25 protein-coding genes are annotated in these 25,396 nt (G+C 35.4%); 22 read left to right on the top strand and 3 right to left on the bottom strand.

The window, feature by feature from the left end:
- Positions 1-27: 27 nt before the first annotated feature.
- The 3 genes from T513_RS0103920 to T513_RS0103910 all read left to right on the top strand — a co-directional run bounded on the left by T513_RS0103920 (position 28) and on the right by T513_RS0103910 (position 2,289).
- Entirely contained in the window at positions 28-576 is a 549-nt protein-coding gene (locus tag T513_RS0103920; RefSeq protein ID WP_031589016.1) for a DUF4352 domain-containing protein, read from the top strand.
- A 50-nt stretch (positions 577-626) separates the two neighbouring features.
- Positions 627-1,154 carry a ribonuclease M5 gene (gene rnmV, locus T513_RS0103915; RefSeq protein WP_029071599.1) on the top strand — a complete coding sequence of 176 codons (528 nt, stop codon included), beginning with the start codon at positions 627-629 and terminating at the stop codon, positions 1,152-1,154.
- Positions 1,155-1,242: 88 nt separating this feature from the next.
- Positions 1,243-2,289 (top strand): PTS sugar transporter subunit IIC, encoded by a 1,047-nt coding sequence (locus tag T513_RS0103910; RefSeq protein WP_031589014.1) that lies wholly within the window; start codon positions 1,243-1,245, stop codon positions 2,287-2,289.
- 27 nt (positions 2,290-2,316) lie between these two features.
- Here the strand turns inward: T513_RS0103910 and T513_RS0103905 are convergent, their stop codons facing one another.
- Positions 2,317-2,817 (bottom strand): transcription repressor NadR, encoded by a 501-nt coding sequence (locus T513_RS0103905; RefSeq protein ID WP_330014156.1) that lies wholly within the window; start codon positions 2,815-2,817, stop codon positions 2,317-2,319.
- Between the two features lie 243 nt (positions 2,818-3,060).
- Between T513_RS0103905 and T513_RS0103900 the strand changes: the two genes are divergently transcribed.
- From T513_RS0103900 to malQ, 17 genes are all read left to right on the top strand, one after another.
- Positions 3,061-4,038, top strand: coding sequence for a carbohydrate kinase family protein (locus tag T513_RS0103900; RefSeq protein WP_031589011.1), 978 nt, complete (start codon positions 3,061-3,063; stop codon positions 4,036-4,038).
- Between the two features lie 12 nt (positions 4,039-4,050).
- The gene (locus T513_RS0103895) at positions 4,051-6,258 is read left to right on the top strand and encodes an amylosucrase (RefSeq protein WP_236700958.1); all 2,208 of its coding nucleotides are present in this window, start codon (positions 4,051-4,053) and stop codon (positions 6,256-6,258) included.
- A 1-nt stretch (position 6,259) separates the two neighbouring features.
- Positions 6,260-7,090: an HAD hydrolase family protein gene (locus tag T513_RS0103890; protein WP_031589009.1), complete on the top strand. Its 831-nt coding sequence runs from the start codon at positions 6,260-6,262 to the stop codon at positions 7,088-7,090.
- Positions 7,091-7,157: 67 nt separating this feature from the next.
- A complete protein-coding gene (locus T513_RS0103885) occupies positions 7,158-9,023 on the top strand; it encodes a PTS sucrose transporter subunit IIABC (RefSeq protein ID WP_031589007.1) in 1,866 nt (621 codons plus the stop codon).
- A 43-nt stretch (positions 9,024-9,066) separates the two neighbouring features.
- Positions 9,067-9,324, top strand: coding sequence for an HPr family phosphocarrier protein (locus T513_RS0103880; RefSeq protein WP_029071593.1), 258 nt, complete (start codon positions 9,067-9,069; stop codon positions 9,322-9,324).
- A 47-nt stretch (positions 9,325-9,371) separates the two neighbouring features.
- Positions 9,372-10,073 carry a hypothetical protein gene (locus tag T513_RS0103875; protein WP_031589006.1) on the top strand — a complete coding sequence of 234 codons (702 nt, stop codon included), beginning with the start codon at positions 9,372-9,374 and terminating at the stop codon, positions 10,071-10,073.
- Between the two features lie 118 nt (positions 10,074-10,191).
- Positions 10,192-10,887, top strand: coding sequence for a hypothetical protein (locus tag T513_RS0103870; RefSeq protein WP_031589005.1), 696 nt, complete (start codon positions 10,192-10,194; stop codon positions 10,885-10,887).
- Between the two features lie 212 nt (positions 10,888-11,099).
- Positions 11,100-11,801 (top strand): amino acid ABC transporter permease, encoded by a 702-nt coding sequence (locus T513_RS0103865; RefSeq protein WP_029072667.1) that lies wholly within the window; start codon positions 11,100-11,102, stop codon positions 11,799-11,801.
- Entirely contained in the window at positions 11,791-12,522 is a 732-nt protein-coding gene (locus tag T513_RS0103860; RefSeq protein ID WP_029071589.1) for an amino acid ABC transporter ATP-binding protein, read from the top strand. The genes T513_RS0103865 and T513_RS0103860 overlap by 11 nt, the downstream gene beginning before the upstream one ends.
- Before the next feature lie 11 nt (positions 12,523-12,533).
- Positions 12,534-13,280, top strand: a complete 747-nt coding sequence (locus T513_RS0103855) for a transporter substrate-binding domain-containing protein (RefSeq protein ID WP_029071588.1) — start codon at positions 12,534-12,536, stop codon at positions 13,278-13,280.
- Positions 13,281-13,343: 63 nt separating this feature from the next.
- Positions 13,344-14,162, top strand: a complete 819-nt coding sequence (gene rsmA / locus T513_RS0103850; RefSeq protein WP_029071587.1) for a 16S rRNA (adenine(1518)-N(6)/adenine(1519)-N(6))-dimethyltransferase RsmA — start codon at positions 13,344-13,346, stop codon at positions 14,160-14,162.
- Entirely contained in the window at positions 14,159-15,007 is an 849-nt protein-coding gene (ispE, locus tag T513_RS0103845; RefSeq protein ID WP_029071586.1) for a 4-(cytidine 5'-diphospho)-2-C-methyl-D-erythritol kinase, read from the top strand. The genes rsmA and ispE overlap by 4 nt, the downstream gene beginning before the upstream one ends.
- Positions 15,008-15,115: 108 nt before the next feature.
- Entirely contained in the window at positions 15,116-16,060 is a 945-nt protein-coding gene (locus T513_RS0103840) for a bifunctional UDP-N-acetylglucosamine diphosphorylase/glucosamine-1-phosphate N-acetyltransferase GlmU (protein WP_031589003.1), read from the top strand.
- A 51-nt stretch (positions 16,061-16,111) separates the two neighbouring features.
- Positions 16,112-17,065, top strand: a complete 954-nt coding sequence (locus T513_RS0103835) for a ribose-phosphate diphosphokinase (RefSeq protein WP_029071585.1) — start codon at positions 16,112-16,114, stop codon at positions 17,063-17,065.
- A gap of 50 nt (positions 17,066-17,115) precedes the next feature.
- Positions 17,116-17,868, top strand: a complete 753-nt coding sequence (locus T513_RS0103830; protein ID WP_031589001.1) for a TatD family hydrolase — start codon at positions 17,116-17,118, stop codon at positions 17,866-17,868.
- 42 nt (positions 17,869-17,910) lie between these two features.
- The gene (locus tag T513_RS0103825) at positions 17,911-18,579 is read left to right on the top strand and encodes a DUF975 family protein (protein WP_029071583.1); all 669 of its coding nucleotides are present in this window, start codon (positions 17,911-17,913) and stop codon (positions 18,577-18,579) included.
- A 93-nt stretch (positions 18,580-18,672) separates the two neighbouring features.
- On the top strand, positions 18,673-20,064 hold the full coding sequence (gene malQ / locus T513_RS0103820) for a 4-alpha-glucanotransferase (RefSeq protein WP_031589000.1): 1,392 nt from the start codon (positions 18,673-18,675) through the stop codon (positions 20,062-20,064).
- Positions 20,065-20,184: 120 nt separating this feature from the next.
- On the opposite strand, the gene T513_RS0103815 is transcribed toward malQ, so the two are convergent.
- Together T513_RS0103815 and T513_RS0103810 are read right to left on the bottom strand one after the other, a co-directional pair.
- Complete coding sequence (locus T513_RS0103815) at positions 20,185-21,294, bottom strand: ABC transporter ATP-binding protein (RefSeq protein WP_031588999.1); 1,110 nt, start codon at positions 21,292-21,294, stop codon at positions 20,185-20,187.
- Between the two features lie 93 nt (positions 21,295-21,387).
- Entirely contained in the window at positions 21,388-23,238 is a 1,851-nt protein-coding gene (locus tag T513_RS0103810) for an amylo-alpha-1,6-glucosidase (RefSeq protein ID WP_031588998.1), read from the bottom strand.
- 144 nt (positions 23,239-23,382) lie between these two features.
- Here T513_RS0103810 and T513_RS0103805 point away from each other — a divergent pair, with 144 nt between their 5' ends.
- Together T513_RS0103805 and T513_RS0103800 are read left to right on the top strand one after the other, a co-directional pair.
- A complete protein-coding gene (locus tag T513_RS0103805; protein ID WP_029072675.1) occupies positions 23,383-23,877 on the top strand; it encodes a hypothetical protein in 495 nt (164 codons plus the stop codon).
- Positions 23,878-23,880: 3 nt separating this feature from the next.
- On the top strand, positions 23,881-25,395 hold the full coding sequence (locus tag T513_RS0103800) for a response regulator (protein ID WP_031588997.1): 1,515 nt from the start codon (positions 23,881-23,883) through the stop codon (positions 25,393-25,395).
- The last annotated feature ends 1 nt before the right edge of the window (position 25,396 follow it).

Raw genomic sequence — 25,396 nt, 5'->3', positions numbered from 1 at the left:
TATAATAAGAAAAAAGGAGGGGCAATTATGGAAAAAAAGAAGCCTATTTACAAAAGAAAGTGGTTTATTGTGTTAGCTGTCATTATTGTACTTTCAGTAATGTTTGGCGGTTCTAGCAAGGAAAAGAAGAGTGCACCAAAAAGTGAAGGGACTACTTCTGTTGAGAAGACATGTCATATGGGTGAACTTCTTAAAGTAGGAAAGATGGAATATAAGGTTGTAGACATGAGTGTAAAAAAGCAGCTTGGCAGTGAGTATATCAATCAGAAAGCACAAGGGGTGTATTTGTTATTGAGTGTGGAAGTAACTAATCGATCTGATCAGTCTGTCACTGTATCGGATGATTTCTTCAAGTTGAAGAATGGCAAGAAGACCTATGATTCAAGCAGTGATGCTGCATTGTATTTAGGGGATAAAAGCATTATCTTTAAAAAAGTAAATCCTGATACCACATTGAAAGGTATGATCTGCTTTGATGTTAATGAAAATATCGCTAAATCAAATACGAACATTCTTGAAGTACAAACGGGAATATGGGGAACTGAGAAAGGAAGTATTGCACTTAAAAAAGCATAATTTCTTTACTTTATGAGCATTTTCTTTTATTATTCTTTTGGTGATTATATATGAAAAGAATAAAAGAAGTAATTGTAGTTGAAGGAAAGACAGACACACAGGTTCTTAAAAGTCTTTTTGATGTAGATACAATCGAAACACATGGTTCAGCTATTGATGATCATGTGATTTCACTTATAAAAGAGGCTGCAAAGACAAGAGGTGTTATCATCTTGACAGATCCTGATTATCCTGGCATGAGAATCAGAGATAAGGTCGTAAAGGCTGTACCTGTTGCTAAACATGCCTTTGTCGCAAAGAAAGATGCGATTGGCAGAAGAAAAGTAGGGATTGCTGAAGCAAGAAAAGGTGCTATTGTAGAAGCTATTGAAAATGCGGTTTCTTTTGAAGATGCTACTGATTCTATTACATGGGATGAGTTCATTGATTTAGATATCATCGGCAACAAGAAAAGACGTCTTGCTGTATATGATGCGTTCCATTTAGGTTATGGAAATGTGAAGACATTATTTAAACGTCTTAACATGGTGGGCATTACAAAAGATGAAATTATACGTAAATTAGAGGAGAATCAGTAATTTGATTCTTCTTTTTCTTTTATTATAAATAGAATTATGTTATTCTCTATACATGTGTCAAGACAAATGTATAGAATGGGAGATTACTATGAACACAATCAAAGCATTTTTAGAAAAGAAGAATGTCAAGATATCTCTTAAGAGATATGGTATTGATGCTTTAGGAGCCATGGCACAGGGTTTATTTGCCTCATTATTGATGGGGACAATTCTTGAGACACTGGGAAGTCAGGCAAACATTAAGTTATTGGTAGATATTGGAACATTCGCAAAAATGATGTCTGGAGCAGCGATGGCTGTTGCCATTGGACAGGCACTAGAATGTCCTCCGCTTGTATTATTTTCCTTGATTACTGTTGGTTATGCTTCAAATAGCTTAGGTGGTGCTGGAGGGCCATTGGCAGTTCTAATAATTGCGATTCTGGCAGGAGAATTTGGTAAACTTGTTTCTAAGGAAACAAAGATCGATATTCTTGTAACACCAGCTGTTACGCTTCTTATTGGGGTAGGATTGAGTATCTGGTGGGCCCCGGTGATTGGAAAGGGTGCTAGTACGCTAGGTGAAGCTATTCGCTGGGCGACTGTGCTTAAGCCATTTACGATGGGAGTTATCGTATCAGTGATTGTTGGTATTGCTTTAACATTGCCAATTTCAAGTGCAGCGATCTGTGCTGCGTTAAGCTTGACTGGTCTTGCCGGTGGTGCTGCGTTAGCAGGATGTTGTGCACAGATGGTCGGCTTTGCGGTTATGTCATTTAAAGAAAATGGTGTTGGAGGACTTGTAGCTCAGGGTATTGGTACTTCCATGCTGCAGATGCCAAACATTGTCAAAAAGCCAATTGTGTGGCTACCGCCAATTATTGCATCAGCTATTACTGGACCAATTGCGACATGCTTCTTTAAATTGAAGATGGAGGGTGCACCAATATCTTCAGGTATGGGAACATGCGGCTTTGTTGGACAGATTGGTGTCTATACTGGATGGGTTACAAAGAAAATGCCAATAACAACTTTTGATTGGATAGGATTATTTATGATCAGCTTTATCTTGCCAGCAGTATTAACTTTTGTAATTGCGAAAATAATGAGACATTTCAATCTCATTGAAGATGGAGATTTAAAATTAGATCTATAAAAAAGACGTGGCTTTTGCCACGTTTTTTTATTTCAATAAGAATCCATTTTCTTTTAGAGCTTCTTCAATACGATCAAGAATCTCTGTAGAGTCAGCGTAGATGGTATGCAGGTGTACTCCACCTGTTAAGGAAGAAAGAGAGGTTGCATCATAGTTATTGACTTTTTCCATAAACTTAAGGATGTCATAGCGGGATTTTAATTTCATATTTCCTTTGATTTCTCCATAGACAGGATGTTCAACAATCACATTTTCAATGTAGCCACCCATATCAATAATAAGATTAAGCTCTTTTTCCATATCTTTATCATCATGTTTTACTGCGATGGTTTTTGAAATCCCTAGTGAAGGCTGATCAATAACATACCCGCGAGGTGTCGCAATGATCTTATGGCCACTTGCTCTAAGAAGGGCAACATCACCAACGATAATCTGACGAGAAACGCCAAGCTCTTTAGCAAGAGCACTTGCGGAAAGTGGTTTTTCAGATTGGGTAATACGTTCAATTACTTTTTGTTTTCTATCCATTTTCATCACCTTTTGCTCATTATAAAAGAAAGAGTAAGTTAATGCAAACAAACTGGTAAAAGTGCAAAAAATCCCTCCCTATACAAAAGATTTAAAAAAATCAAGTGAAAATATTTTTTTATAAAAAATATCGTTAAAATGAAAGGTTTTCATGTTTTTATAATTTGAAAAGTGAAACGCTTTCATCATAAAAAAAATTATTGTATAGTGATGATAATGAAACAACATGAAAGGGGTATAAAAATGAGTGATTTAAAAGAATTTGATGTAGTAGCATTGGGAGAGCTGCTCATTGACTTCACGCAAGGAGGAATTTCGGAACAGGGGAATCCGATGTTCGAAGCTAATCCAGGAGGAGCTCCATGTAACGTATTATCAATGTTGACTCGTTTTGGGAAAAAGGTTGCCTTCATTGGGAAGGTTGGTAAAGATGGCTTTGGTGAACAGCTAGCACAGGCTATCGAAGAACAAGGAATCAGTACACGTGGTCTTTGTTTTGATGAAGATGTACATACAACATTGGCACTTGTACATAAATTAGAGAATGGGGATCGTGATTTCTCATTCTATAGAAAACCAGGAGCTGATATTAATCTTAAAGCTGAAGAAGTAGATGAAGATTTAATTGCAGGCTCACGTTTGTTCCATTTTGGAACTTTGTCATTAACTGATGAACCAGTTAAGAGTGCAACTAAGAAAGCAATCGAAGTTGCTGAAAGGAATGATTTGATCATTTCTTTTGATCCTAACTTAAGAGAACCACTATGGGATTCATTAGATGATGCAAAAGAAGCTTTTGATTATGGTATGAAACATTGCCATGTATTAAAGATTTCTGATAATGAAATCTTATGGTTTACAGGAAAAGATAATTATGATGATGGTATTGCATATTTACAGTCTCATTACCCTAATATTCAGTTAATTTGTCTTTCATTAGGTCCAGACGGATCAAGAGCTATCTATAAGGATCAGGTTGATGTTACTATCCCTGCTTTCCTTCAGGATAAAACAATCGAAACTACAGGTGCCGGAGATACTTTCTGTGCATGTGTTCTTAATGGTGTATTGGAAAACGGTCTTGATCACCTTGATGAAGAAAAAATTAAAACAATTATCACTTTTGCAAACGGTGCAGCTTCAATGATTACAACTAAGAAAGGGGCATTAAGAGTTATGCCTCATGTTGAAGATGTAGATCAGTTTATCAATAACTATTAAGGAGGACATCTTGTGATTAATCCAAATTGGGAACCAGAATTTAAAGAAAGACTTGAAAAGCATTATGATGAATTAAAGTGGCTTTATGCAGAAATCTACAATAATAATGAAGAAGCTTTCAATTATTTCTGTACAATGCTACATGATTATTACGTACAAAGAAAACCACTTCTTAAAGAGTGGGATGAAGCAAGACTCGCTGTCCCTGATTGGTATCGTGGAAACGATATGATGGGAGAGTTGATGTATACTCAGTGTTTTAATGAAGATTTAAAAGGTCTTAAGGAAAAACTTGATTATTTAAAAGAATGCCGTATTAATTATCTCCATTTAATGCCATTGCTTGAATCACCTGAAGGACGTAGTGATGGTGGATATGCGGTATCTGATTTTAGAAAAGTTCAGCCTGAAATTGGTACTATGGAAGACTTAGCTGCACTTGCAGATGAATGTCATGCTAAAGGTATGTCGTTATGTCTTGATTTCGTTATGAATCATACTTCAGAAGATCATGAATGGGCAAGACGAGCAAGAGCTGGTGAAAAAGAGTATCAGGATCGTTACTTCTTCTTTGATAATTGGAATATTCCAAATGAATTTGAGAAGACAGTTCCTCAGGTATTCCCACAGACAGCACCTGGAAACTTCTCTTGGTGTGATGAAGCTGGTAAGGTTGTAATGACTACATTCTATCCTTATCAGTGGGATTTGAATTATGCTAATCCAACTGTATTTAATGATATGACTGCCAATATGCTTTACTTATGTAATAACGGTGTAGATATCATTCGTTTAGATGCTGTTCCTTATATTTGGAAAACATTAGGAACAACTTGTCGAAACCTACCTCAGGTACATACATTAGTTAGAATCATGCACATGGCTGCTGATATCGTATGTCCTGGTACATTGTTATTAGGTGAAGTTGTTATGGAACCTTCAAAGGTTGTACCTTACTTTGGTACAGTTGATAAGCCAGAATGTCACATGCTTTATAATGTTACAACAATGGCTTCTACATGGCATACAGTTGCAACTAAGGATGTTAGATTATTAAGACATCAGCTAGAAACTGTATTTGCTTTACCTAAGTCATATACATTCCTTAACTACTTAAGATGTCATGATGATATCGGTTGGGGACTTGATTATGATTTCTTAGGACAGTTCGGTATTGAAGAAGTATCTCATAAGAAATACTTGAATGATTATTTAAAAGGTGCATTGTGGGAATCTCAGGCACGTGGTGAACTTTATAATGATGATCCACGTTTAGGTGATGCCAGAATGTGTGGTACAACAGCATCGCTTTGTGGTGTTGAAGCTGCTGATTTTGAACAGAATAAATGGAAATTGAAGATGGCAATTGATTTAGATATTACTCTTCATGCATTCCTATTTACTCAAAGTGGTATTCCAGTTCTTTACAGTGGTGATGAAATTGGTCAGCTTAATGATTATTCTTATCATGATGATCCATTAAAATGGGATGATTCAAGATACCTTCATAGAGGTAAGTTGAATTGGGATCATGTCGCTATGAGAGAAGATCTTTCTACTAGACAGGGACAGTTGTTCCAGGCTATCAAGAAATTACAGATCTTAAGAGCTTCATATGATGTATTTGACAGCAATGCAGATACATGGATTGTTGAACCATGGAATGATCATATCTTAGGTATCGGTAGATATTATAATGATCAGAAGCTGATTGCATTATTCAACTTTGCGGATAATGAGCAGACAGCATGGATTGATGAACCAGAAGATTTCATTGAATTAATGACTGGTGAAAAACGTGAAGCAAAAGCTGTACAGTTACCACCACATGGTTTCGTATGGTTATTCCATTCTTATAAAGAAAACAAGAAAACAATGACTGCGCCAGATCTTGAAGCTTTAACTAAGCCAAAGAAAAAAGCGCCAGCTAAAAAAGCAGCAAAAAAGACAACTGCTAAAAAAACAGTAAAAGCTAAAGCTGCTAAGAAAGAAACTAAGACTGAAGTGAAAACTGAAGTCAAGGAAACTAAAGCAGCAGCTAAAACTGTAGCTGCTAAGAAAGAAACAAAACCAGCAGCTAAGGCTGAAGTTAAAGAGACTAAGGCTGCTGTTAAGAAAGAAACAAAGCCAGCAGTGAAAACTGCAGCAAAAAAAGAGACTAAGAAGTCTTCGACAGTAAAAAAGACAAAATCAAAGAGTACAAAAGCGAAAGGGAAATAGTATGAGTAAGAGTGGTAAACTAATTTTCCTTGATATTGATGGAACATTAACAGAGCCAGGCTCAAATACACCTCCAGAAAGTGCTCTTAAGGCATTGGAAATGACTAAGGCAAAAGGAAACAAAGTTTTCCTTTGCACTGGTCGTAATGTTGCAATGCTGGCACCACTTTTAAAGTATGGATTTGATGGACTAGTTGCACTTGGAGGAGGGTATGTAACTGTCGGTGATGATGTCATCTTTGACTGTCCAATGTCGGATAGACAACGTGATATCGCTTTAGATGTACTTGGCAAGAATGGTGTATTCAGAACCATTGAAGCAAAAGACGCAACTTTTGGAGATGAAAGCTTAGGAGATTTCTTAAGTGATCAGACTGAGGGTAACAGTGAAATTGAAAGATGGCGTAAAGCTCTTGCTGAAGGATTGGGCATTAAGCCAATGAGTGAATATGATGGCCGTCCAATTTATAAAGTTGTTATCATGTGTAATAAGAGTGAACAGCTCGATGAAGCAAAGAAATATCTTGAAGGTGATTTCGCATTCATGATTCAGGATGTTGCCGCTCATAATTGCCTTAATGGAGATCTTGTAAACAGAAAGTTTGATAAGGGTCTTGGCATTAAGCGTATTTGTAAGACATTGGGTGTGGATATCAAGGATACATATGGTTTTGGAGATTCTATCAATGATCTAGAAATGATCGAAACAGTCGGTACTTCTGTTGTCATGGAAAATGGCAGTGAGGTATTAAAGAGAATGGCTGATGTTATTGCGCCTTCTGTTACTGAAGATGGTATTTATAGATCGTTTGAAGAACTTGGTTTAATTTAGTGAGAACATAGCTAGTTTCTATGTTTTATAAATCACAAAATTTAGTGTAAAGAGAGGGGAACAAAAAATGGCACTAGATTACAGAAAATGTGCAGAAGAAATCTATAGCCACTTAGGTGGAAAAGATAATATTGCTTCTGCGGCTCATTGTGCTACGCGTTTAAGACTTGCGATTGTTGATATCGATAAAGTTGATACGAAAGCACTTGAAAATGTTGAAGGAGTACAGGGTGTATTCAGTTCAAACGGACAGTTACAGTGTATCATCGGTACTGGAACTGTAAATCATGTTTACGATGAATTCTTAGCTGTTACTGGTTTATCTGCTGCAACTAAAGATGATGTAAAAGCTGCTGCAGCTGCTAACCAGCCATTACCACAGAGAATGGTAAAAACTCTTGGTGATGTATTCGTACCTATCTTACCTGCAATCGTTGCATCAGGTTTAATGATGGGTCTTGTTGAAGCCTTGGCAAAAGCAATGCCTGGATTTGGGGCTACTGACTGGTTCGCATTCCTTGATATGGTTTCAAATACTGCCTTTGCTTACTTACCAGTAATCGTTGCAGTTTCTGCTGCAAGAGTATTTGGTGGTAATATCTTCTTGGGCGCTGTTGTTGGTTTATTGATGATTCATTCAAACTTAACAAACGGCTGGAATGCTGCAAATGGATACAAAGTATGGTATCTATTTGGACATGCTAGAATTGGTGATTACGTTTTAGGTCAGATCAACCAGTTAGGTTATCAGGGGCACGTAATTCCAGTTATTATCGCAGTATGGTTCATGTCTAAGATTGAAAAGAAACTTCATGACGTTGTTCCTGCTGTTGTTGATTTATTTGTAACTCCATTAACTACAGTATTAGTTACTGCATTCTTAACTTTCATCGTTATTGGTCCTATTTTCTCAACACTTGAAACTTACGTATTACAGGCTGCACAGGTATTAATTACAGTTGGTGCTGGTATCGGTTCAGCTGTAATGGGTGCTGTATATCCAATTACAGTTGTAGCTGGTTTACATCATATGTACAACGTAATCGAAGCAGGTTTATTAGCATCTAAAGATTTTGGTAATTTAAATATTTGGATGCCTATCGCATCTGCAGCTAACTTCGCACAGTTCGGTGCATGTTTGGCTGTTGCCGTTAAGACTAAGAATCCTAAGATGAGAACAGTTGCTATTCCATCTGCATTATCTGCTTCATTAGGTATCACAGAACCTGCAATCTTTGGGGTTAACTTACGATTAATGAAACCTTTCATCGCTGGTATGATCGGTGGTGCTATTGGTGCTTGGTTCGGTGCAATTTCTAAATTAGGCGCTTCTGCTTATGGTGTTACTGGTATTCCAGGTTACTTAACAATTACAAATCCTGCAGTTTATACAATTGAGTTAGCTATCGCAGGTGGTATTGCATTCGCATTAACAATGGTTATCTGGCATGAAGATCCTGATGATATTCCTGCTGCAGAACCAGAAGGATTAGAAGCTCCTAAAGAAGTAGCTTTCACTACTGATAAAGGTGAAGTATTAGTACCAGTAAATGGTAAAGTTGTACCAGCTTCTGAAATTCCTGATCCAATGTTCTCTGCTGAAACTATGGGTCCATCAATCGGTGTTGAACCAGTTGAAGGTAAAGTTTATGCTCCATTCAATGGTACAGTTTCAATGATTTTCCCAACTAAACACGCTATCGGTATCCAGAGTGATGATGGTGTAGAATTATTAATTCATGTTGGTGTAGATACAGTCAACATGGAAGGTAAAGGCTTTGGTGCTAATGTAGAACAAGGTGATAAGATTTCTACTGGAGATCTATTATTGACATTTGATCGTGCTGAAATTAAACAGGCAGGATACTCTGATACAGTTGTCGTTGTTATTACAAACAAAGACGCATTAACTGATATCAAGAAAGCTGCTTAACATTAAGTCTTATACTTAAACAACTTCAAGAAAGGATAGAGATATGAAAGAATTTACATATACAATAAAAGATCCTGAAGGAATTCATGCACGTCCAGCAGGTCAGGTTGTAGCAAAAGCAAAGGAATTTGAATGTCATACAACTTTATGGGCTGATGGAAACGAGTATGACCTTAAGAAACTTCTAAGTGTCATGGGTGCTAATGTAGCAAAAGGTGACACAGTCGTTATTCGAACTGAAGGTGCTGATGAAGATAAGGCTGAAGTTGCGTTAAAGAAAGTATTCGAGGATAATTTATAAAAGATTCAGGTGGGAATTTATCCCTCACCTACTAAGGAGAGATTAAAATGAAATTAAAAAATGTTTTATTTGCAGCGTTAGCTGTCTGCTTAGTGGGATGTTCTAATGGTGCAAGTGCTAAAACAGTTGATTTAACTGATTATGTTGGTCAATCACCAAAAAGCACTTATTCACAGTTACGTAAACAGACAGATGGTGGTCAGTTTAAAGATGGTGGTATTTCTGGAAACTTAGCTTCTGATGGTGCCAACTATCGCTATCAGTCTACAGATGAGTTAACAGAAGTGACTGCTGCTGCTCGCTATAATACAGACAACAAACTTAAAGGTGATGCTGCTTTTGCTGATCCATATAGTGCATATACTAAGATGACTGTATTAAATGGTGAAATCGTTTATGCAACAGATGGTAAGACTGTTAACTATGTAACAATCTTAAAGAATGGTTATAAATCATATAAGATTTATGGCGTATCTCTTACTGATACATTAGATCAGGCCAAAGATACATTAAGCAAAGCTGGATTTACTGTAAAAGAAGAAACAGTAAATGAAGAAAAATATACAGTTGCAACTAGAGCAGCTGGTAAGAGTGAAGAAAAAGTTGTTCTAAAGCAGGATAAAGGTAAAATCGGTCGTATTGAATATTATTTAAATGCACCTTATCATAAGTTAGATGCAGAAAATATCAAGAAGACTGCAGAAGTCGTTGCTGCTGAAGAAGAAGCTCAGCTTCATGGAAAGAAATAGTAATAGATGATCAGCTCAAATGAGAGCTGATCATTTTTTTTAATAGACTTAATAAAATATGTATTGACGTTAGAATTACCATAAATTGTTATGATAGAAAAAAAGGGGAGGAAATGGTATGAAGAGATTGATTTTAGCATGTTTTATGGTAGTTGTATTGTTAATGGGATTAGTGTTGTTTTATCCAAAAGAAAAGTGGGAAGTTAAAGAAGGAAGTGCAAATGATGGCAATGTGTCCTATTCAATTGCTGTGAAAGATGCGTGGTATGATGAAAAAGCAGAAAAGTCATATGTTTCATCAGAGATTACTTTTAACTGGAGTAAAGCAGCATTCTTTAATAATGATGCTAATGTGCTTTCTGTGAAATGTAGTAATAATTTTTATGCAGTAGAAACAAAAGCCGACGTGAGCTATGCAGAAAATGATTATTTTGGTGAACTTGGTGAAATAAGAAATGTGTCTCATCCAACTGTTGATTTAAATGACTTTGGTCATGAGGCTTATATTGCATTTCCTCTGTCAAAGACTGTAAAGCTTCCAGGTACTAAGTCTGTAAGAATTCCTGGTACGAATTTTGTGGATTATTCGATGCAATATACAAAAGTAAAACAAGGTAAATTGACAATTTTGTGGGCAACAGATGGAAGAAAGAAAAACTGTAAGCTACCTTGCACATATGGGACAAAAGGAATTTCTTTGAATCCTTCGTTAATTATAAGATTTGTAGGTGTTCTCTCTCCAGATGTACGATTTAATCCTAAGATGGATTTAAAAAATGGGCCTGAAGCTACTGTTAATGTACAAATTAAATAATAATAGGATACCAATCAGTAATTGATTGGTATTTTTGTTTATATAAAGATGTCTTTATGAAATGACATGCAGTCATACAATAATACAAACGTTATAAAAATTACTTGAAAAGTAGATAAAAAAGAAAGTATGATATAATAAATAAGAAATATCCTAAACGTATTGCGCACAAAATGTAATTATAGTAATATATCTTGGCGAGGAGGAGAATTATGAGCGATTTTATTTCTAATATCGGTAAATACTTACCACTCTTTTTTACCGCATTTACAGTTACAATCTCATTAGCGCTTATTTCTTTAGTGCTAGCAACTGTTGTTGGTATTTTAGTGGGACTTATTAATACAACTAAATCTAAAAATATATTTATGAAGCTTCTTAGAGGCTTAGCGAATATTTATATTGAAATTATCAGAGGGACACCAATGCTTGTACAGATCTTATTCTTCTGTTTTGGTGTACCAGCTGCGTTAAGACCTATTACTGGATTTACATGGGCTAGTGTTGGTGGAATGTTCACTGCGGGGATTGTCGTGTTAACATTGAATGCTGGAGCTTATATGGCTGAAATTGTTCGTGCTGGAATTGAATCAGTGGATAGTGGACAGGTGGAAGCTGCTCGCTCGCTTGGTTTACCTTATGGCAAGACTATGACAAAGGTTATTTTGCCTCAGGCGATTAGAACAATGTTGCCAAGTATTATTAACCAGTTCATCATTACTATTAAGGATACTTCATTATTATCAGCTGTTGGGGTTGCTGAATTGACAAATAATGCAAAAACAATCAGTTCGATGTGGAGTTCACAGACATTATTGCTTTATGCGTTTACTGGTTTATTCTATTTTGTGATCTGTTTTACCTTATCACGTGTAGCGAGACTTTTAGAAAAGAGGATGAGTTATGGCAGATAAAGTTATTGTTAAAGACTTAAGAAAATCATTTGGTGAAAATGAAGTATTAAAGAGTATTAGTACTACAGTTAAAGAAGGGGAAGTACTTTGTATTATTGGTCCTTCTGGTAGTGGTAAATCAACTTTTTTAAGATGTCTTAATAGATTAGAAGAAATTTCTGGAGGACAGGTTATCGTAGATGGATATGATATCACTGATCCAAAGGTCGATATTAATAAAGTAAGAGAAAATATTGGGATGGTTTTCCAGCATTTTAATTTATTTCCTCATAAGACTGTTAAGCAGAATATTACTTTAGCACCTGTTGAATTAAAAAAGATGACTAAGGAAGAAGCTGACGTGCTAGCAATGCAGCTACTTGAAAGAGTTGGATTAGCGGATAAAGCAGATGCTTATCCTAGTCAGTTGTCAGGTGGACAAAAGCAGCGTGTAGCAATCGCAAGATCTTTAGCTATGAAACCAAATATTATGTTATTTGATGAACCTACATCAGCACTGGATCCTGAGATGGTTGGTGAAGTTTTAAATGTAATGAAAGAATTAGCTAAAGATGGTATGACAATGGTTGTTGTAACACACGAAATGGGATTTGCGAGAGAAGTATCTGACCGTGTTATTTTCATGGATGGAGGCTATATCGTAGAAGAAGGAAATCCACAGGAATTAATTAATCATCCAAAGGAAAAGCGTACTATTGATTTCTTAAATCAGGTACTTTAGGAGGGATAAGAATGAAGAAATTATTTAAAGCGTTGTTGGCTTGTGCATGTGTCTTTTCTTTAGCAGCATGTGGCCAAAAAAAGGATTCAAACAAGTTCATTATTGCAACTGATACAGCGTTTGTACCTTTTGAATGGAAAGATGGAAAAGGTAAGTTGACAGGTATTGATATTGACTTAATGAACGCAATTGCTAAAAACCAGGGATTTACTGTTGAATGGAAATCAATTGGTTTTGATGCATCAATGACTGCTGTAGAAGCAGGTGAAGCTGATGGTATGATTGCCGGTATGACAATCAATGATTCAAGAAAGAAGAAATATGATTTCTCTGATCCTTACTATACTTCAAGTGTATCAATGGCAACTGCTAAGGGTTCTGGAATTAAGTCTTATAATGACTTAAAAGGAAAGACTGTTGTGGCTAAGACTTCTACATCAGGATTTGAATTTGCAAATGCAAATAAGAAGAAATATGGCTATAAGCTAGAAGTAGTAGAAGAATCTTCTATCATGTATCAGAAAGTAAAGAATGGCGATGCAGTAGCATTATTTGAAGATACTCCAGTTATTAAATACAATATTGCTTCAAAACAGGTAAACTTTGAATTGCCAACAGGTACTGAAGGTAAATTCAACTATGGTTTCGCTGTTTACAAGGGTTCTAACAAAGAACTATTAAAGAAATTTAATGCAGGATTAAAGGCATTAAAAGAAAATGGTGAATACGACAAGATTTTAAAGAAATATCTTGGTTAATCATTTTACATCCTATTTTTATAGGATGTTTTCTTTTTAAAAAAATTTGTCTATAATGGTGATATGAAAAATGTCGCAAAAAAATCAAACACAATGGATATATTACAGCGCTATTCGTTGACAGCTTCTAAGAAGTTTGGACAAAACTTCCTCGTTGATCCAAATATCATTGAAAAGATTGTAACGTCTAGCGATATTACAAAAGAGACAGCAGTTATTGAAATAGGTCCAGGAATTGGTGCGCTAAGTGAAGGGTTAGCGAGAAAAGCTGGAAAGCTGATCTGTTATGAAATAGATGAGCGTTTAAAGCCTGTTTTAAAAGAAACATTGTCTGAACATGAGAATGTGACAGTGATCTTTCAGGATTTCATGAAAGCTGATTTAGATCAGTGTGTGAAGGATCTTTCTAAGGATTATAAGGATATATGTGTGGTTACGAATTTGCCATACTATATTACGAGTGATATTATTATGAAGGTTCTTAAGTCACGTTCATCGATCAATCGTATGATTGCGATGGTACAGAAGGAAGTCGCATTAAAGTTTACTTCAGATGAAAAGAGCCCAATGAGTGTCATGATTGATTATGTTGGAAACATCTCATATGTGATGACAGTCTCTAAGAATGTCTTTATGCCTGCTCCGCATGTGGATAGTGCGGTTATTAGAATCAATAAAGAAAGAAATCTAGAAGATAGCTTTATTGAAGTAGTAGAAGGGGCATTTAAACAGAAAAGAAAAACTATTCTTAATAATATGAAGGCTTTATTTGATCATCCTCAGGATGTTCTTGATGCCTGTCATATTGATGCAAAGAAAAGAGCCCAGGAGCTTACATTGGAAGATTATTGTGCGCTTGCACAGGAAAGGAAACGCGTATGAAAGTTAGAGCTTATGCAAAAGTAAATCTTGCCTTGGATGTCGTAAGAAAAAGGGAAGATGGGTATCATGATCTAGAAATGATCATGGCGCCAATTGCACTACATGATTTGATTATTATTGATCGAATTGAGAGTGGTATTGAGCTAACCGCAAATACGTATCGTGTTCCTACGGATGAAAGAAATATCATGTATAAGGTTGCCAAGCTTATGATAGATAAATATCATATTGATGGTGGTGTACGTATGCATGTTTATAAACATATTCCTTCGCAAGCAGGACTTGCTGGAGGAAGTGCAGATGGTGCTGCAGTCATGCGAGCTATTAATAAGCTTTATAAGCTTCATCTTTCTAATGAAGAGCTTGCGGCTTTAGGTAAAGAAGTTGGAGCGGATATTCCGTTCTGTATTCATAATAAGATTGCATTGGTAAAGGGAATCGGGGAAGATCTTACGTTTATTAATGACAATCATTTCCAGGCGCATCTTCTTTTAGTGAAACCAAAAAAAGGTGTTTCTACAAAACGCTGTTTTGAATCGTTGAATATACCTGAGTCATCTCATCCTGATATTGATAAGATGAAACAGGGAATTCAAGAGAATGATTATGAAAAAGTTGTGGCTTCACTAGGAAATACGTTGGAAACACCATCGTTGAAGATGGTTAAGGATATTGAGAAAATAAAGGATGAAATGAGATCAATGGGCTTTGATGGCGCATTGATGAGCGGAAGTGGGTCTTGTGTATTTGGTATTACACAAGATGAAGAACTAATTGAAAGAGCAATTCCATTCTTTAGAGCAAGATATCCGTTTGTAAGAAAAACGAAAATCCTTGAAAGGTAGCCATGAGCTACCTTTTCTTTTTGGGGAAATATTGCTCATAAGAAAGTTATCTCTTTTCAATTATAGTCATTTTTGTTAGAATGTTACCGGATAGGAGAAAATGAAAAAATGAAAGTCTATGCGATTGTTTTAGCGGCGGGTAAAGGTACTCGTATGAAATCTGACAAGCCAAAGGTTGTTCATGAAGTGCTTTATAAGCCTATGATTAATCATGTGGTAGATGAACTAAAAAAAATCGGTGCGGATGAGACTATTGTTGTTGTGGGACATGAAGCTGAGCAAGTTAAAGCTTTGCTTGATGATTCCGTTACAGCTGTTTATCAAAAAGAGCAGCTTGGAACAGGTCATGCTGTATTAATGGCTAAAGAAGCCTTAGGTGATAAAGAAGGTATGACTTTGATTCTTTGCGGCGATGCCCCATTGATTAGAGCTGAAACGCTTCAGGGTATGATTGAAGCACATGAAAAGAACCACAATATGGGAACTGTAATGACTGCAGATTGTGATACATCTACACATTATGGAAGAATCGTCAAAGAAGACGGTCAGGTAACTGGTATTGTGGAATTTAAAGATCTTCAGCCAGATCAGATGGACATTACTGAAATGAATACAGGTGAATATTGCTTTGACAACAAAGCCTTATTTGAAGCACTTGAAGAAGTTTCTAATGAAAATGCTCAAAATGAGTATTACCTTACTGATGTCATTGGCATCATGAATAACAAAGGTTTAAAAGTTGATACATACAAGATTGATGACTTCAACGAAGTAGGAGGAGTCAATGATCGTGTTGCTTTAGAAGACGCGACAAAGATGCTTCAGAAGAGAATCAATCATGATTGGCTAGTAGAAGGTGTCAGCATTATTGATGCATCAACTACTTATATCGGTAGAGATGTTGAAATTGGTGCGGATGCTGTTATAGAACCAGGATGCATCATCACTGGTCATAGTCGAATTGGATCACATGCACATATTGGTGCTTATTCTATACTTCACGATGTTGTTGTAGAAGATGGCGAACAAATCGACGCTTATACAAAAAGATAACTATCATCATTTAAGAAAATTGTTTATTAATTAAAGGGGTCAAACAAACAAATGAAAAACAAAATTACAGTATTTGCTTTATCAGCAAGTCAAGGTTTAGCAAAAGATATTGCCAAGATTTTAGGTACAGAAGTTGGAAAATGTGATGTACATCACTTCGCAGATGGAGAAATCCTTGTAGAAATCGGTGAATCCGTACGTGGAAAAGATGTATTTATCGTACAGTCTACATGCAATCCTGTAACTGAAAACTTAATGGAAATCCTAGTATTATGTGATGCTTTAAAACGTGCATCTGCTAAGCAGATCACAGCTGTTATCCCATACTTTGGATATGCAAGACAGGATAGAAAAGCTAAACCAAGACAGCCAATTACATCTAAATTAGTTGCTGACTTATTAACAGTTGCTGGTGTTAATAGAGTTGTAACTATTGATCTTCATGCAAGACAGATTCAGGGATTCTTTGATATTCCTGTAGATGAAATGCAGGCATTGCCATTAATTTGTAAATACTTTAAAGATCAGAATCTTGAAGATTTATGTGTTGTCTCTCCAGACCACGGTGGAGCTACACGTGCTAGACAGATGTCTGAATACTTCGATTGTCCAATTGCGATCATTGACAAGAGAAGACCTAAACCAAATGTTGCTGAAGTTATGGGAATCATCGGTGACGTTTCAGGCAAGAACTGTATCTTAATTGATGATATGATTGATACTGGTGGAACAATTACTGCTGGTGTTGATATGTTAAAACAGAAGGGTGCTAAAGATGTATATATCGCATGTACACACGGTGTATTATCTGGCCCAGCTATTAATAGACTTGCAAACTGTGATGCTAAGGAAGTCGTTGTAACAGATACAATTCCACTTCCACCAGAAAAACAGTTAGATAAAATCAAGGTTGTTACAGTTGCTGATTTATTAGCACATACAATCGAAAACATTGAAAATAATTTACCAGTCAGTGATGTAGTATTAAGATACGGCTGGAAATAATGAATGAAGTCATATCATAATGATATGACTTTTTCTTAAGGAGATTAATTATGTTCTTTAATACACACACACATTTAAATAGTGATGATCTTTATGAAGAAAGAGAACAGCTTATTAAAAACTGCTTTGAAAAAAATGTTACAGAAATGACAGTTGTAGGTTATGATCTCGCATCTTCAAAAAGAGCAGTAGCACTTGCACATGAATATGAATGCATTCATGCAACAGTAGGCATTTCTCCAAATGATTGTGAAGATTACAGTGAAGAAGCCTTTAAAGAGATTGCTGTTCTTGCAAGAGATGAAGAAGTTGTCGCTATTGGCGAAATTGGTCTAGATTATTACTATGATACAGATAAGAAATTACAGAAACGTGTTTTTAATAAACATCTTGAATTAGCTAAAGAGTTAGATCTTCCCATTGTCATTCATTGCCGTGATGCCTATGAAGACTGCTATAATATGCTAAAAGAATCAGGATGTAAAGGAATCATGCATTGCTATAGTGGAAGTGACCAGATGGCTATGCGCTTTGTTCAGCTGGGCTTCTATATTTCTTTAGCTGGACCTGTAACTTTCAAGAATGCTAAAATGCCTAAGCTGGTTGCTAAAAATGTACCGCTTGATAAGCTTCTTATTGAAACTGATGATCCCTATATGGCCCCAGTACCTTTAAGAGGAACAAGAAATGAACCAGCAAATGTTGTTTATATTGCAGAAAAGATTGCGGAATTAAAAGAATGTTCTATTGAAGAAGTAGAAAGACAAACTTTTGACAATGCTAAAGACATATTTCATATTTAAATTATCATGTTATAATAAGTATTAGAAAAAGGAGGGGTTTTTATGTGGTCTAGAAAAGAAATCAAAAGTCGAGGTAAAGCAGCGTTCCTTAGAAACTACTGGAAATGTGTAGTTGTTGCATTTATATTATCATTATTAGTAAGTGGATTAAGTTCACGTTCAGTAAATGGACAGGATGCTAATGTTGTAGTAGACAATATTTCATCTTCTTTTGATTTATTTATCACGGTAGCAACATTAGGCACTATTATTGGTTTATGCATTGGTATCTTTGTATTTAATGTAATCGAAGTAGGGGGAAAAAGATTCTTCTTAAACAATAGAGAAGGACCAGCCTTAATCGATACGCTTATTTATGGATTCCGTTCAAACTATATGAATATTGTGAAAACAATGTTTATGAGAGGGCTATTCACTTTCCTTTGGACATTATTATTTATTATTCCAGGAATAATTAAGGCTTATCAATATCGTCTTGTACCATATCTTTTAGCAGAAAATCCTGATTTGGAATGGAGACAGGCATTAGATATCTCTAAATCAATTATGAATGGACATAAAGCAGATACATTCGTTTATGATTTATCATTTATTCTTTGGTATCTTGGTTCAGCAATTACATTTGGATTATTAGGAGTATTCTTTGTTAGTCCATACGTATGTGCTTCAGATGCTGAATTATACGTTACACTTAAAACAATAGCCCAATAAGGCTATTGTTTTTTTGTGATATATATCAATTTTCTTAGGTGACATTTACACAAGAAAAAGGGGGTTTTAATATTAGAATCAGGAGGATTGATTATGTTTACATTAACACAAAGAGAAGCAGGAATCCTGATGCCAATTGCTAGCCTTCCTTCCCGTCATGGAATAGGTGAGTTTGGTCCGGAAGCCTATAAGTTTATTGATTTAATCAGTAAAACACAATTAAAATACTGGCAGATACTGCCATTAAATCCTTTGGGATTTGGCAATTCACCATATCAGCCTTATTCATCATTCGCAGGAGATGAAATCTATATTTATTTAGAAGATATGCCTCATTATGATATCTCATCTACAAAAATTGATTATGATGGTGCAAGAAACTGGAAAGAAAAATATTTAAGAGAAGCCTATAATAAATTTGAAAAAGATGAAGACTATGAAGCATTTAAGAAAAAAGCTTTCTGGCTTGATGACTATGCTCACTTTATGACAATGAAAAAACAAAATAGTTCATCATGGCAAGAATGGAAAAATGAAAAAGAAGATCTAGAAGAAGTAGAATATCAGTGCTTTATTCAGTATCTATTCTATAAGCAATGGATGGATATTAAAGCATATGCCAATAAGAAAGGCATTCAGATTATTGGAGATATGCCAATGTATGTAGGACTAGATAGCGCTGATGTTTATTATAGCAGAGAAGATTTTCTTCTAGATGAAGATGGCTATCCAACAAGTGTTGCTGGCGTACCACCTGATTACTTCAGCAAGGATGGTCAGCTATGGGGAAACCCATTGTATGATTGGGAAAAGCAGAAGAAAGATGGGTACCAGTTCTGGATGAAACGTCTTTCTTGGAATAAAGATCTTTATGATATCATCCGTATTGATCATTTCCGTGCTTTTGATACATACTGGTCTATTCCTGCAAAAGAGAAAACAGCACGTCATGGAGAATGGCTATTAGGTCCAAGCTATGATTTCTTTGATCAGCTATTTAAGGTTTATCCTGATATCAAACTGATTGCAGAAGACTTAGGGGACTTAAGAGAAGAAGTATTAACATTAAAAGACCACTATCATCTATTAGGAATGCGCATTGGACAATATAGCTTAGGCAAACAGGAAGAAAAAGAAGATTTTAAATTACCTGAATACTGCATTGTTTATACCGGAACACATGATAATGACTCAGTAAAAGGATGGTATGATAGCCAAAGTAAAAAGGAAAAAAGACGAGTAAGACGTATTCTTCATCGCTACAAGGGAAAAGCACCAGAGAAGATTTTACGATTCACGCTTGATTCTGACTGCATATTAAGCATAATACCAGTGCAGGATTTCATATTCCTAGGAGGAGAAAGTCGTCTCAATACGCCAGGAACAGTAGGTTCTCCTAATTGGGAATGGAAATTAAGAGATTTCTATAAGTTCGAGAGTAAACTAGGTTTCATTAGACAACTATTAAATGAGTATGATCGCTAACATTGTTAGCGATTTTTTAATAAAAAACATCTTCAAGATGAAGAAGGCGAAAGCCTTCTTTTTTTTAATTGAATTTACAATCTAAGTTCAAAAAAAAGAAAATGTGATAAACACATTTTCTTATAGGGCAATTTCTGTATCCTTATTAAATAGATGATAATTCTTAAGATCCAATGCAAAAGTTGTTGTTTCACCTTGTTTTGCATCAGTTGTAGGATCAACACGGGCAGTTACTTTTGTATCTCCAATATTGAAATAGAGATATACTTCAGCACCTAATGTTTCATATACATCAATGTGTGCATCAAAAGCAGTGTCCTGATGTGCTTCCACGAAAGATTTTTTATCATAAATATCTTCAGGTCTAATACCGAAGATGACAGATGATCCAATATATCCACCAGTCATTAATTTCTTTTCTCTTTCAGCATCAGCTTTGATATTAACACCGTTTTCTAATACAAGATGAACACCATCTTTTTCTAAAACAACATTTGCTTTTAAGAAGTTCATCTGAGGTGATCCAATAAATCCAGCTACGAATAAGTTAGCAGGTTTATTATAAAGATTCTGTGGTGTATCAATCTGCTGAACAACACCTTCTTTTAATACGACAATTCGTGTACCAAGAGTCATGGCTTCTGTCTGGTCATGTGTTACATAGATGAAAGTTGTTCCTAATTTTTGGTGAAGTTTAGAAATAACAACACGCATCTGTACACGAAGTTTAGCATCAAGGTTACTTAGTGGTTCATCCATTAAGAAGACCTTAGGGTTTCTGACAATTGCACGTCCCATAGCGACACGCTGTCTTTGTCCACCTGATAATGCTTTTGGTTTACGATCTAACAGTTTTTCGATATCAAGCATTTTAGCTGCTTCATGTACTTTTTCATCAATGATCTTTGAATCTACTTTCGCAATCTTTAATGCAAAAGCCATGTTTTCATAAACTGTCATATGAGGATATAGCGCATAGTTCTGGAAGACCATGGCGATATCTCTATCCTTTGGTTCGACATCATTGCAGATAGTATCACCAATTGTTAATGTTCCGTCAGTGATATCCTCTAATCCTGCAATCATACGTAATACTGTTGATTTTCCACATCCTGATGGTCCTACGAAAATAATAAATTCTTTATCTTTGATATCGAGATTGAAGTCTTTTACAGCTTCAAACCCATTAGGATATGTCTTATAAATATGTTCTAATGATAATTGTGCCATAATGAGTTTCTCCTTTGATATAAAAAGAATAACATGTAATAAAAAAAGGGGAAATATCAGTATTTTTAGAAAGATATAAGAAAAACAAGATGCTTATTGCATCTTGCTTAACGATTGATAAAGACATAAAACTTCAGCTACACTCCATGCCTGATTCACACAGCCTTTGCCGGTATGTGGAGCATTGCCATCATAGATTTCATTGATTCCACCTATCAGCTGTTCATTGATTGATTGAAGAAGCGGGTCAAGAAGTTTCAGTGCTTCTTCACGAGAATGATTGAGTTTTAGGAAGGTTCTGATATAGGGACCAATGAGATAACCCCAAGATGTTCCTTGATGATAGGCATAATCTCTTGATTCAAGTGGGCCTAGATATGTGCCTATATATTGAGGATCATCGGGAGTAAGACTACGAAGGCCACGCCCAACATAAAGCTTTTCAGTAATGATAGGGAATGCTCGACGAGCAATTGAAATATTGGCGACAGGGAAAGGAAGAGAGAAGGCGTATAACTGATTAGGACGCAGTGTGGGATCTGTGTCGGTATCTTTTAGATAGCCTAGCTGTTCATCAAAGAATACTTTGACGAAGTTCTCTTTCACCTTAATCGCAATAATATCATAACTTGGATCATTATCGGTAAAGCCGGCAAAGACATTCATAATCTTAAGTGCATTATACCAAAGGGCGTTGACTTCTACTGGCTTACCATGTCTTGGTGTGACAGCCTTTCCATGAATTCTAACATCCATCCAGGTAATCTGATCTTCACCGCTGCCTGCGAAAAGGAGGAAGTCATCAGACATATGAATATTATGTTTTGTGCCTGTGACATAGTGGGAAATAATCGTTTTCAAGGCAGGGTAGATGGATTGAATAAAAGCGAAGTCATTGGTATAAAGCAAATATTGATAGCACGCATGAATAAGCCAAAGTGAGCCATCAACCGTATTGTAGAGTGGAGGTTCTTGATCAGTGAACATATTGACGCATAGTCCATCTTTAAGATGATGAACAAATGTCAATAAAATATCTTTAGCATCATGGAAGCGCCCAGTACAGAGAGTAAGTCCTTCAAGAGAAATAAGGGTATCTCTTCCCCAGTCATTAAACCAAGGGTATCCGGCAATAATAGAATGACTATCTCCTCTTTTAACAATAAACTGGTCACTTGCCTTATAAAGCTGTTTTAAGAGACGGTCATTTCCAAGATAAAGTGAGTTAATACGTCTCTTTTCATTAAAAATAATGGTATTTGCATTAAGGGCAGAATTTTCCAGATCAAGGCTGCAGATAAAAGAATAACTTCTTGATTCCATATTGGAGATATGAAAGGTACCTGGAATAACGACCTTGTCACTAACTGTACCCCCAGTTAGTTCACCAAAGTCGTAATGGTAGGATTTACAGGTTTCCTTTTGAATAAACGTACTATCCTCAAGAGACATAGAAATACAAAGTTCTTTGTGTTTTAAAGGAATGATATTGATTGTGTCTTTATAGGAAGTCACCATACATTCAGGCTTATGGCGATTTCCTTCATGATGAGAACGTAACGCTAATTCCGGAGAGACAAATAATTGCAACTTTTTACCGGGGTTTGTGATATGATATGATATAGCTAAAGTATTTTGATCATAGGCATATGCTATTTCTTTTTTGATGCTAATATTTTTAATCTGAAAGGTATATGTGACAATATCTTCGACGTCAACACTGACAATATGTTCATTGAGCAGGTAGGTATTATTATCAATGATGACTTCTTCATTTACATTTTCTAGCACACTATAGCGATCCACCGGTGTATGAAGTGCTACACACATCAATGATTGATAACAGCTAGTATTAATAAGTGGGAGACTCATATAACTATAGCCACCAAGACCATTTGTGAGTAGCCATTCTTTTATGTTGAATATGTCAAGATTACTCTTCATATCATCTACCTCCATTCACACTATAAAACAGTTTTTTAAAAAAATATAGAGCATCTAAAAAAAGTGATATTTATCTAAAAGGATTCATATAGTTTATATTTTTGTCTCTTTTATAATGAAATATATAATAAGGAGGATTATGTCATGAATAACGTTTATGTAGAATATAATTATGAAAGAGATGTCCCAATGACATCCCGTCTTATCTTTAGTGGTTTAGTAGCTATAGCTGCAGTATTATCATTCTATAGCTTATTTGTGCCCATCTTTATTCCCGTTGCATTGTTGTTTATCATCTTAGGCTATTATTACCATAAATCCTTTAATAGTGAATATGAATATATCCTACTTGATGATGATTTAGCCATCGATCGCATCTTAAATCTATCAAAAAGAAAAAAAGTAGCGCGTTATGATCTAAGTACACTTATAGATTGTGAAAAAGAAAACCCACATTTCTATAAAAAATATGAGCATATCTCATATAAGATTAAAACATATCAGTCAAAGAAAAACACTGATCCCATTTATTTATTTATGTTAGAGAAAGGCAATATGCACACATGTCTAAGAATGCACTGTAATCAGGAACTCATTGAAGCATTGCAGAAAAGACACAATCGTGTGATGAAGGTGTAATCTATGTATAAAGTATTGGTCGCAGATGATGAAAAGATAGGTAGAAAAGGTGTTCATTTCCTTCTAGATCAGATGGAAGAAGAATTAAGTATCGTAGAAGCAAAGAACGGAAAAGAAGCACTCCATTATATTGAAAACAATCCCATCGATATTCTTTTAACAGATATTAAGATGCCATTTATTGATGGTATTGAACTCATTGGAGAAGCATTAAAAATACAGCCTCATATCAAAATAGCTATATTTAGTGGATACAGTGATTTTGAATATGCTAAAAAAGCATTATCTTTAGGAGTAATGGAATATATTTTAAAACCAGTCAATCCAGAAGAATTTAAGTCTACTATTAAAAAAGTCATTCATCAGGTAGATATGGATCACCAGAGATCTGAACAAAGTCAAAGACATGAAGAAATATTAAAAGAACATGTCCTTTATAATCTTGTAAATGGCAATAACTTAAAAGCTATTGAAAAGCAGCTGAATGGAAAGCCAATTGAAGATTATATTGCACCATATCACAGTATCATATTGCTAGAATTTCCTGGTACATTCTTTGATCAATCACCAGATATTCAGGAAGATTTCAAGAAACATATTCGTATTCCATTTGATTATCTTAACTTGAATCTTTCTCAATCACTGTTCTTCTTTGAAGAAGAAGACAATGAAAAACTTAATGCAGTAGCTCATGAAATCTATAACATGTTGCAGATTACATATCATACAAAAGGATATCTTGCGATATCTACTAAGATTACATCATTAGAAGATATTGAAGGAGAAGTAGAAAGATTAGAGGATCTTCTTGAAGGAATGTATTATCATCCTCATAAACATATTTATCAGGGTGATGGAGAAGAAGAACTTGATATTAAGCCATATGAAGATGTAGAAGCACTCACTGCAAGAGTAAAGCATGATATTCATGTTAAAGATATCAATGCAATAAAGAAAGACTTTGAAAACTTTTATGCACTTTACTATTCACAAAATGATTATACCAATGATTATATGAAATTCCTGTTCTCAGGTATGATCAAGGATATTTATCAGGCATTATCTCATACTGATGAGAAGATGCTTGATCAGATGATCGTCAGATTCTATCGTACAACTGACTTTAAGGCAATGAAGCAGATCATGGATGAATTTGTAGATCTATTAGCAAAAGAATTTGAGAAATCTGAATCATTGTCACACAGTGAAGTTAAGGATGTTATCAGATATGTCTATAATCACTATAATCTTGATTTAGGAGTAGAATCATTAGCTAACGCTGTTAATCTTGCCCCAAGCTACCTTTCTCATATTTTCAAAAAGGAAACAGGAGAAAACTTAGGTAAATTTATTAAACGAGTAAGAATGGAAAAAGCTAAGGAGATGCTTGAGACAACGCATGAAAAGATTGTCAGCATCGCTGTAGCAGTAGGCTATAGCAACGTTTCTTACTTCTGTCAAAGCTTTAGAGAATACTATGGCCTTTCACCACAGAAGTATCGCAGCAAGGGAGAATAGT

It is taken from the genome of Kandleria vitulina DSM 20405 (genome assembly GCF_000702065.1).
In the GTDB taxonomy this organism is placed as follows: Bacteria; Bacillota_I; Bacilli_A; order Erysipelotrichales; family Coprobacillaceae; genus Kandleria; species Kandleria vitulina.
This window is presented reverse-complemented; position numbering and strand designations above follow the sequence as displayed.

Excerpts from the sequence above, each read along its gene's own strand:
- rsmA (WP_029071587.1), top strand. The coding sequence starts at position 13,344 with ATGAAAAATGTCGCAAAAAAATCAAACACAATGGATATATTACAGCGC.
- T513_RS0103870 (WP_031589005.1), top strand. The coding sequence starts at position 10,192 with ATGAAGAGATTGATTTTAGCATGTTTTATGGTAGTTGTATTGTTAATG.
- T513_RS0103900 (WP_031589011.1), top strand. The coding sequence starts at position 3,061 with ATGAGTGATTTAAAAGAATTTGATGTAGTAGCATTGGGAGAGCTGCTC.
- T513_RS0103800 (WP_031588997.1), top strand. The coding sequence starts at position 23,881 with ATGTATAAAGTATTGGTCGCAGATGATGAAAAGATAGGTAGAAAAGGT.
- T513_RS0103920 (WP_031589016.1), top strand. The coding sequence starts at position 28 with ATGGAAAAAAAGAAGCCTATTTACAAAAGAAAGTGGTTTATTGTGTTA.
- T513_RS0103890 (WP_031589009.1), top strand. The coding sequence starts at position 6,260 with ATGAGTAAGAGTGGTAAACTAATTTTCCTTGATATTGATGGAACATTA.
- T513_RS0103805 (WP_029072675.1), top strand. The coding sequence starts at position 23,383 with ATGAATAACGTTTATGTAGAATATAATTATGAAAGAGATGTCCCAATG.
- T513_RS0103810 (WP_031588998.1), bottom strand. The coding sequence starts at position 23,238 with ATGAAGAGTAATCTTGACATATTCAACATAAAAGAATGGCTACTCACA.
- T513_RS0103885 (WP_031589007.1), top strand. The coding sequence starts at position 7,158 with ATGGCACTAGATTACAGAAAATGTGCAGAAGAAATCTATAGCCACTTA.
- T513_RS0103825 (WP_029071583.1), top strand. The coding sequence starts at position 17,911 with ATGTGGTCTAGAAAAGAAATCAAAAGTCGAGGTAAAGCAGCGTTCCTT.
- T513_RS0103875 (WP_031589006.1), top strand. The coding sequence starts at position 9,372 with ATGAAATTAAAAAATGTTTTATTTGCAGCGTTAGCTGTCTGCTTAGTG.
- T513_RS0103815 (WP_031588999.1), bottom strand. The coding sequence starts at position 21,294 with ATGGCACAATTATCATTAGAACATATTTATAAGACATATCCTAATGGG.
- T513_RS0103865 (WP_029072667.1), top strand. The coding sequence starts at position 11,100 with ATGAGCGATTTTATTTCTAATATCGGTAAATACTTACCACTCTTTTTT.
- T513_RS0103905 (WP_330014156.1), bottom strand. The coding sequence starts at position 2,817 with ATGGATAGAAAACAAAAAGTAATTGAACGTATTACCCAATCTGAAAAA.
- T513_RS0103830 (WP_031589001.1), top strand. The coding sequence starts at position 17,116 with ATGTTCTTTAATACACACACACATTTAAATAGTGATGATCTTTATGAA.
- ispE (WP_029071586.1), top strand. The coding sequence starts at position 14,159 with ATGAAAGTTAGAGCTTATGCAAAAGTAAATCTTGCCTTGGATGTCGTA.
- T513_RS0103855 (WP_029071588.1), top strand. The coding sequence starts at position 12,534 with ATGAAGAAATTATTTAAAGCGTTGTTGGCTTGTGCATGTGTCTTTTCT.
- rnmV (WP_029071599.1), top strand. The coding sequence starts at position 627 with ATGAAAAGAATAAAAGAAGTAATTGTAGTTGAAGGAAAGACAGACACA.
- T513_RS0103880 (WP_029071593.1), top strand. The coding sequence starts at position 9,067 with ATGAAAGAATTTACATATACAATAAAAGATCCTGAAGGAATTCATGCA.
- T513_RS0103910 (WP_031589014.1), top strand. The coding sequence starts at position 1,243 with ATGAACACAATCAAAGCATTTTTAGAAAAGAAGAATGTCAAGATATCT.
- T513_RS0103840 (WP_031589003.1), top strand. The coding sequence starts at position 15,116 with ATGAAAGTCTATGCGATTGTTTTAGCGGCGGGTAAAGGTACTCGTATG.
- T513_RS0103860 (WP_029071589.1), top strand. The coding sequence starts at position 11,791 with ATGGCAGATAAAGTTATTGTTAAAGACTTAAGAAAATCATTTGGTGAA.
- T513_RS0103835 (WP_029071585.1), top strand. The coding sequence starts at position 16,112 with ATGAAAAACAAAATTACAGTATTTGCTTTATCAGCAAGTCAAGGTTTA.
- malQ (WP_031589000.1), top strand. The coding sequence starts at position 18,673 with ATGTTTACATTAACACAAAGAGAAGCAGGAATCCTGATGCCAATTGCT.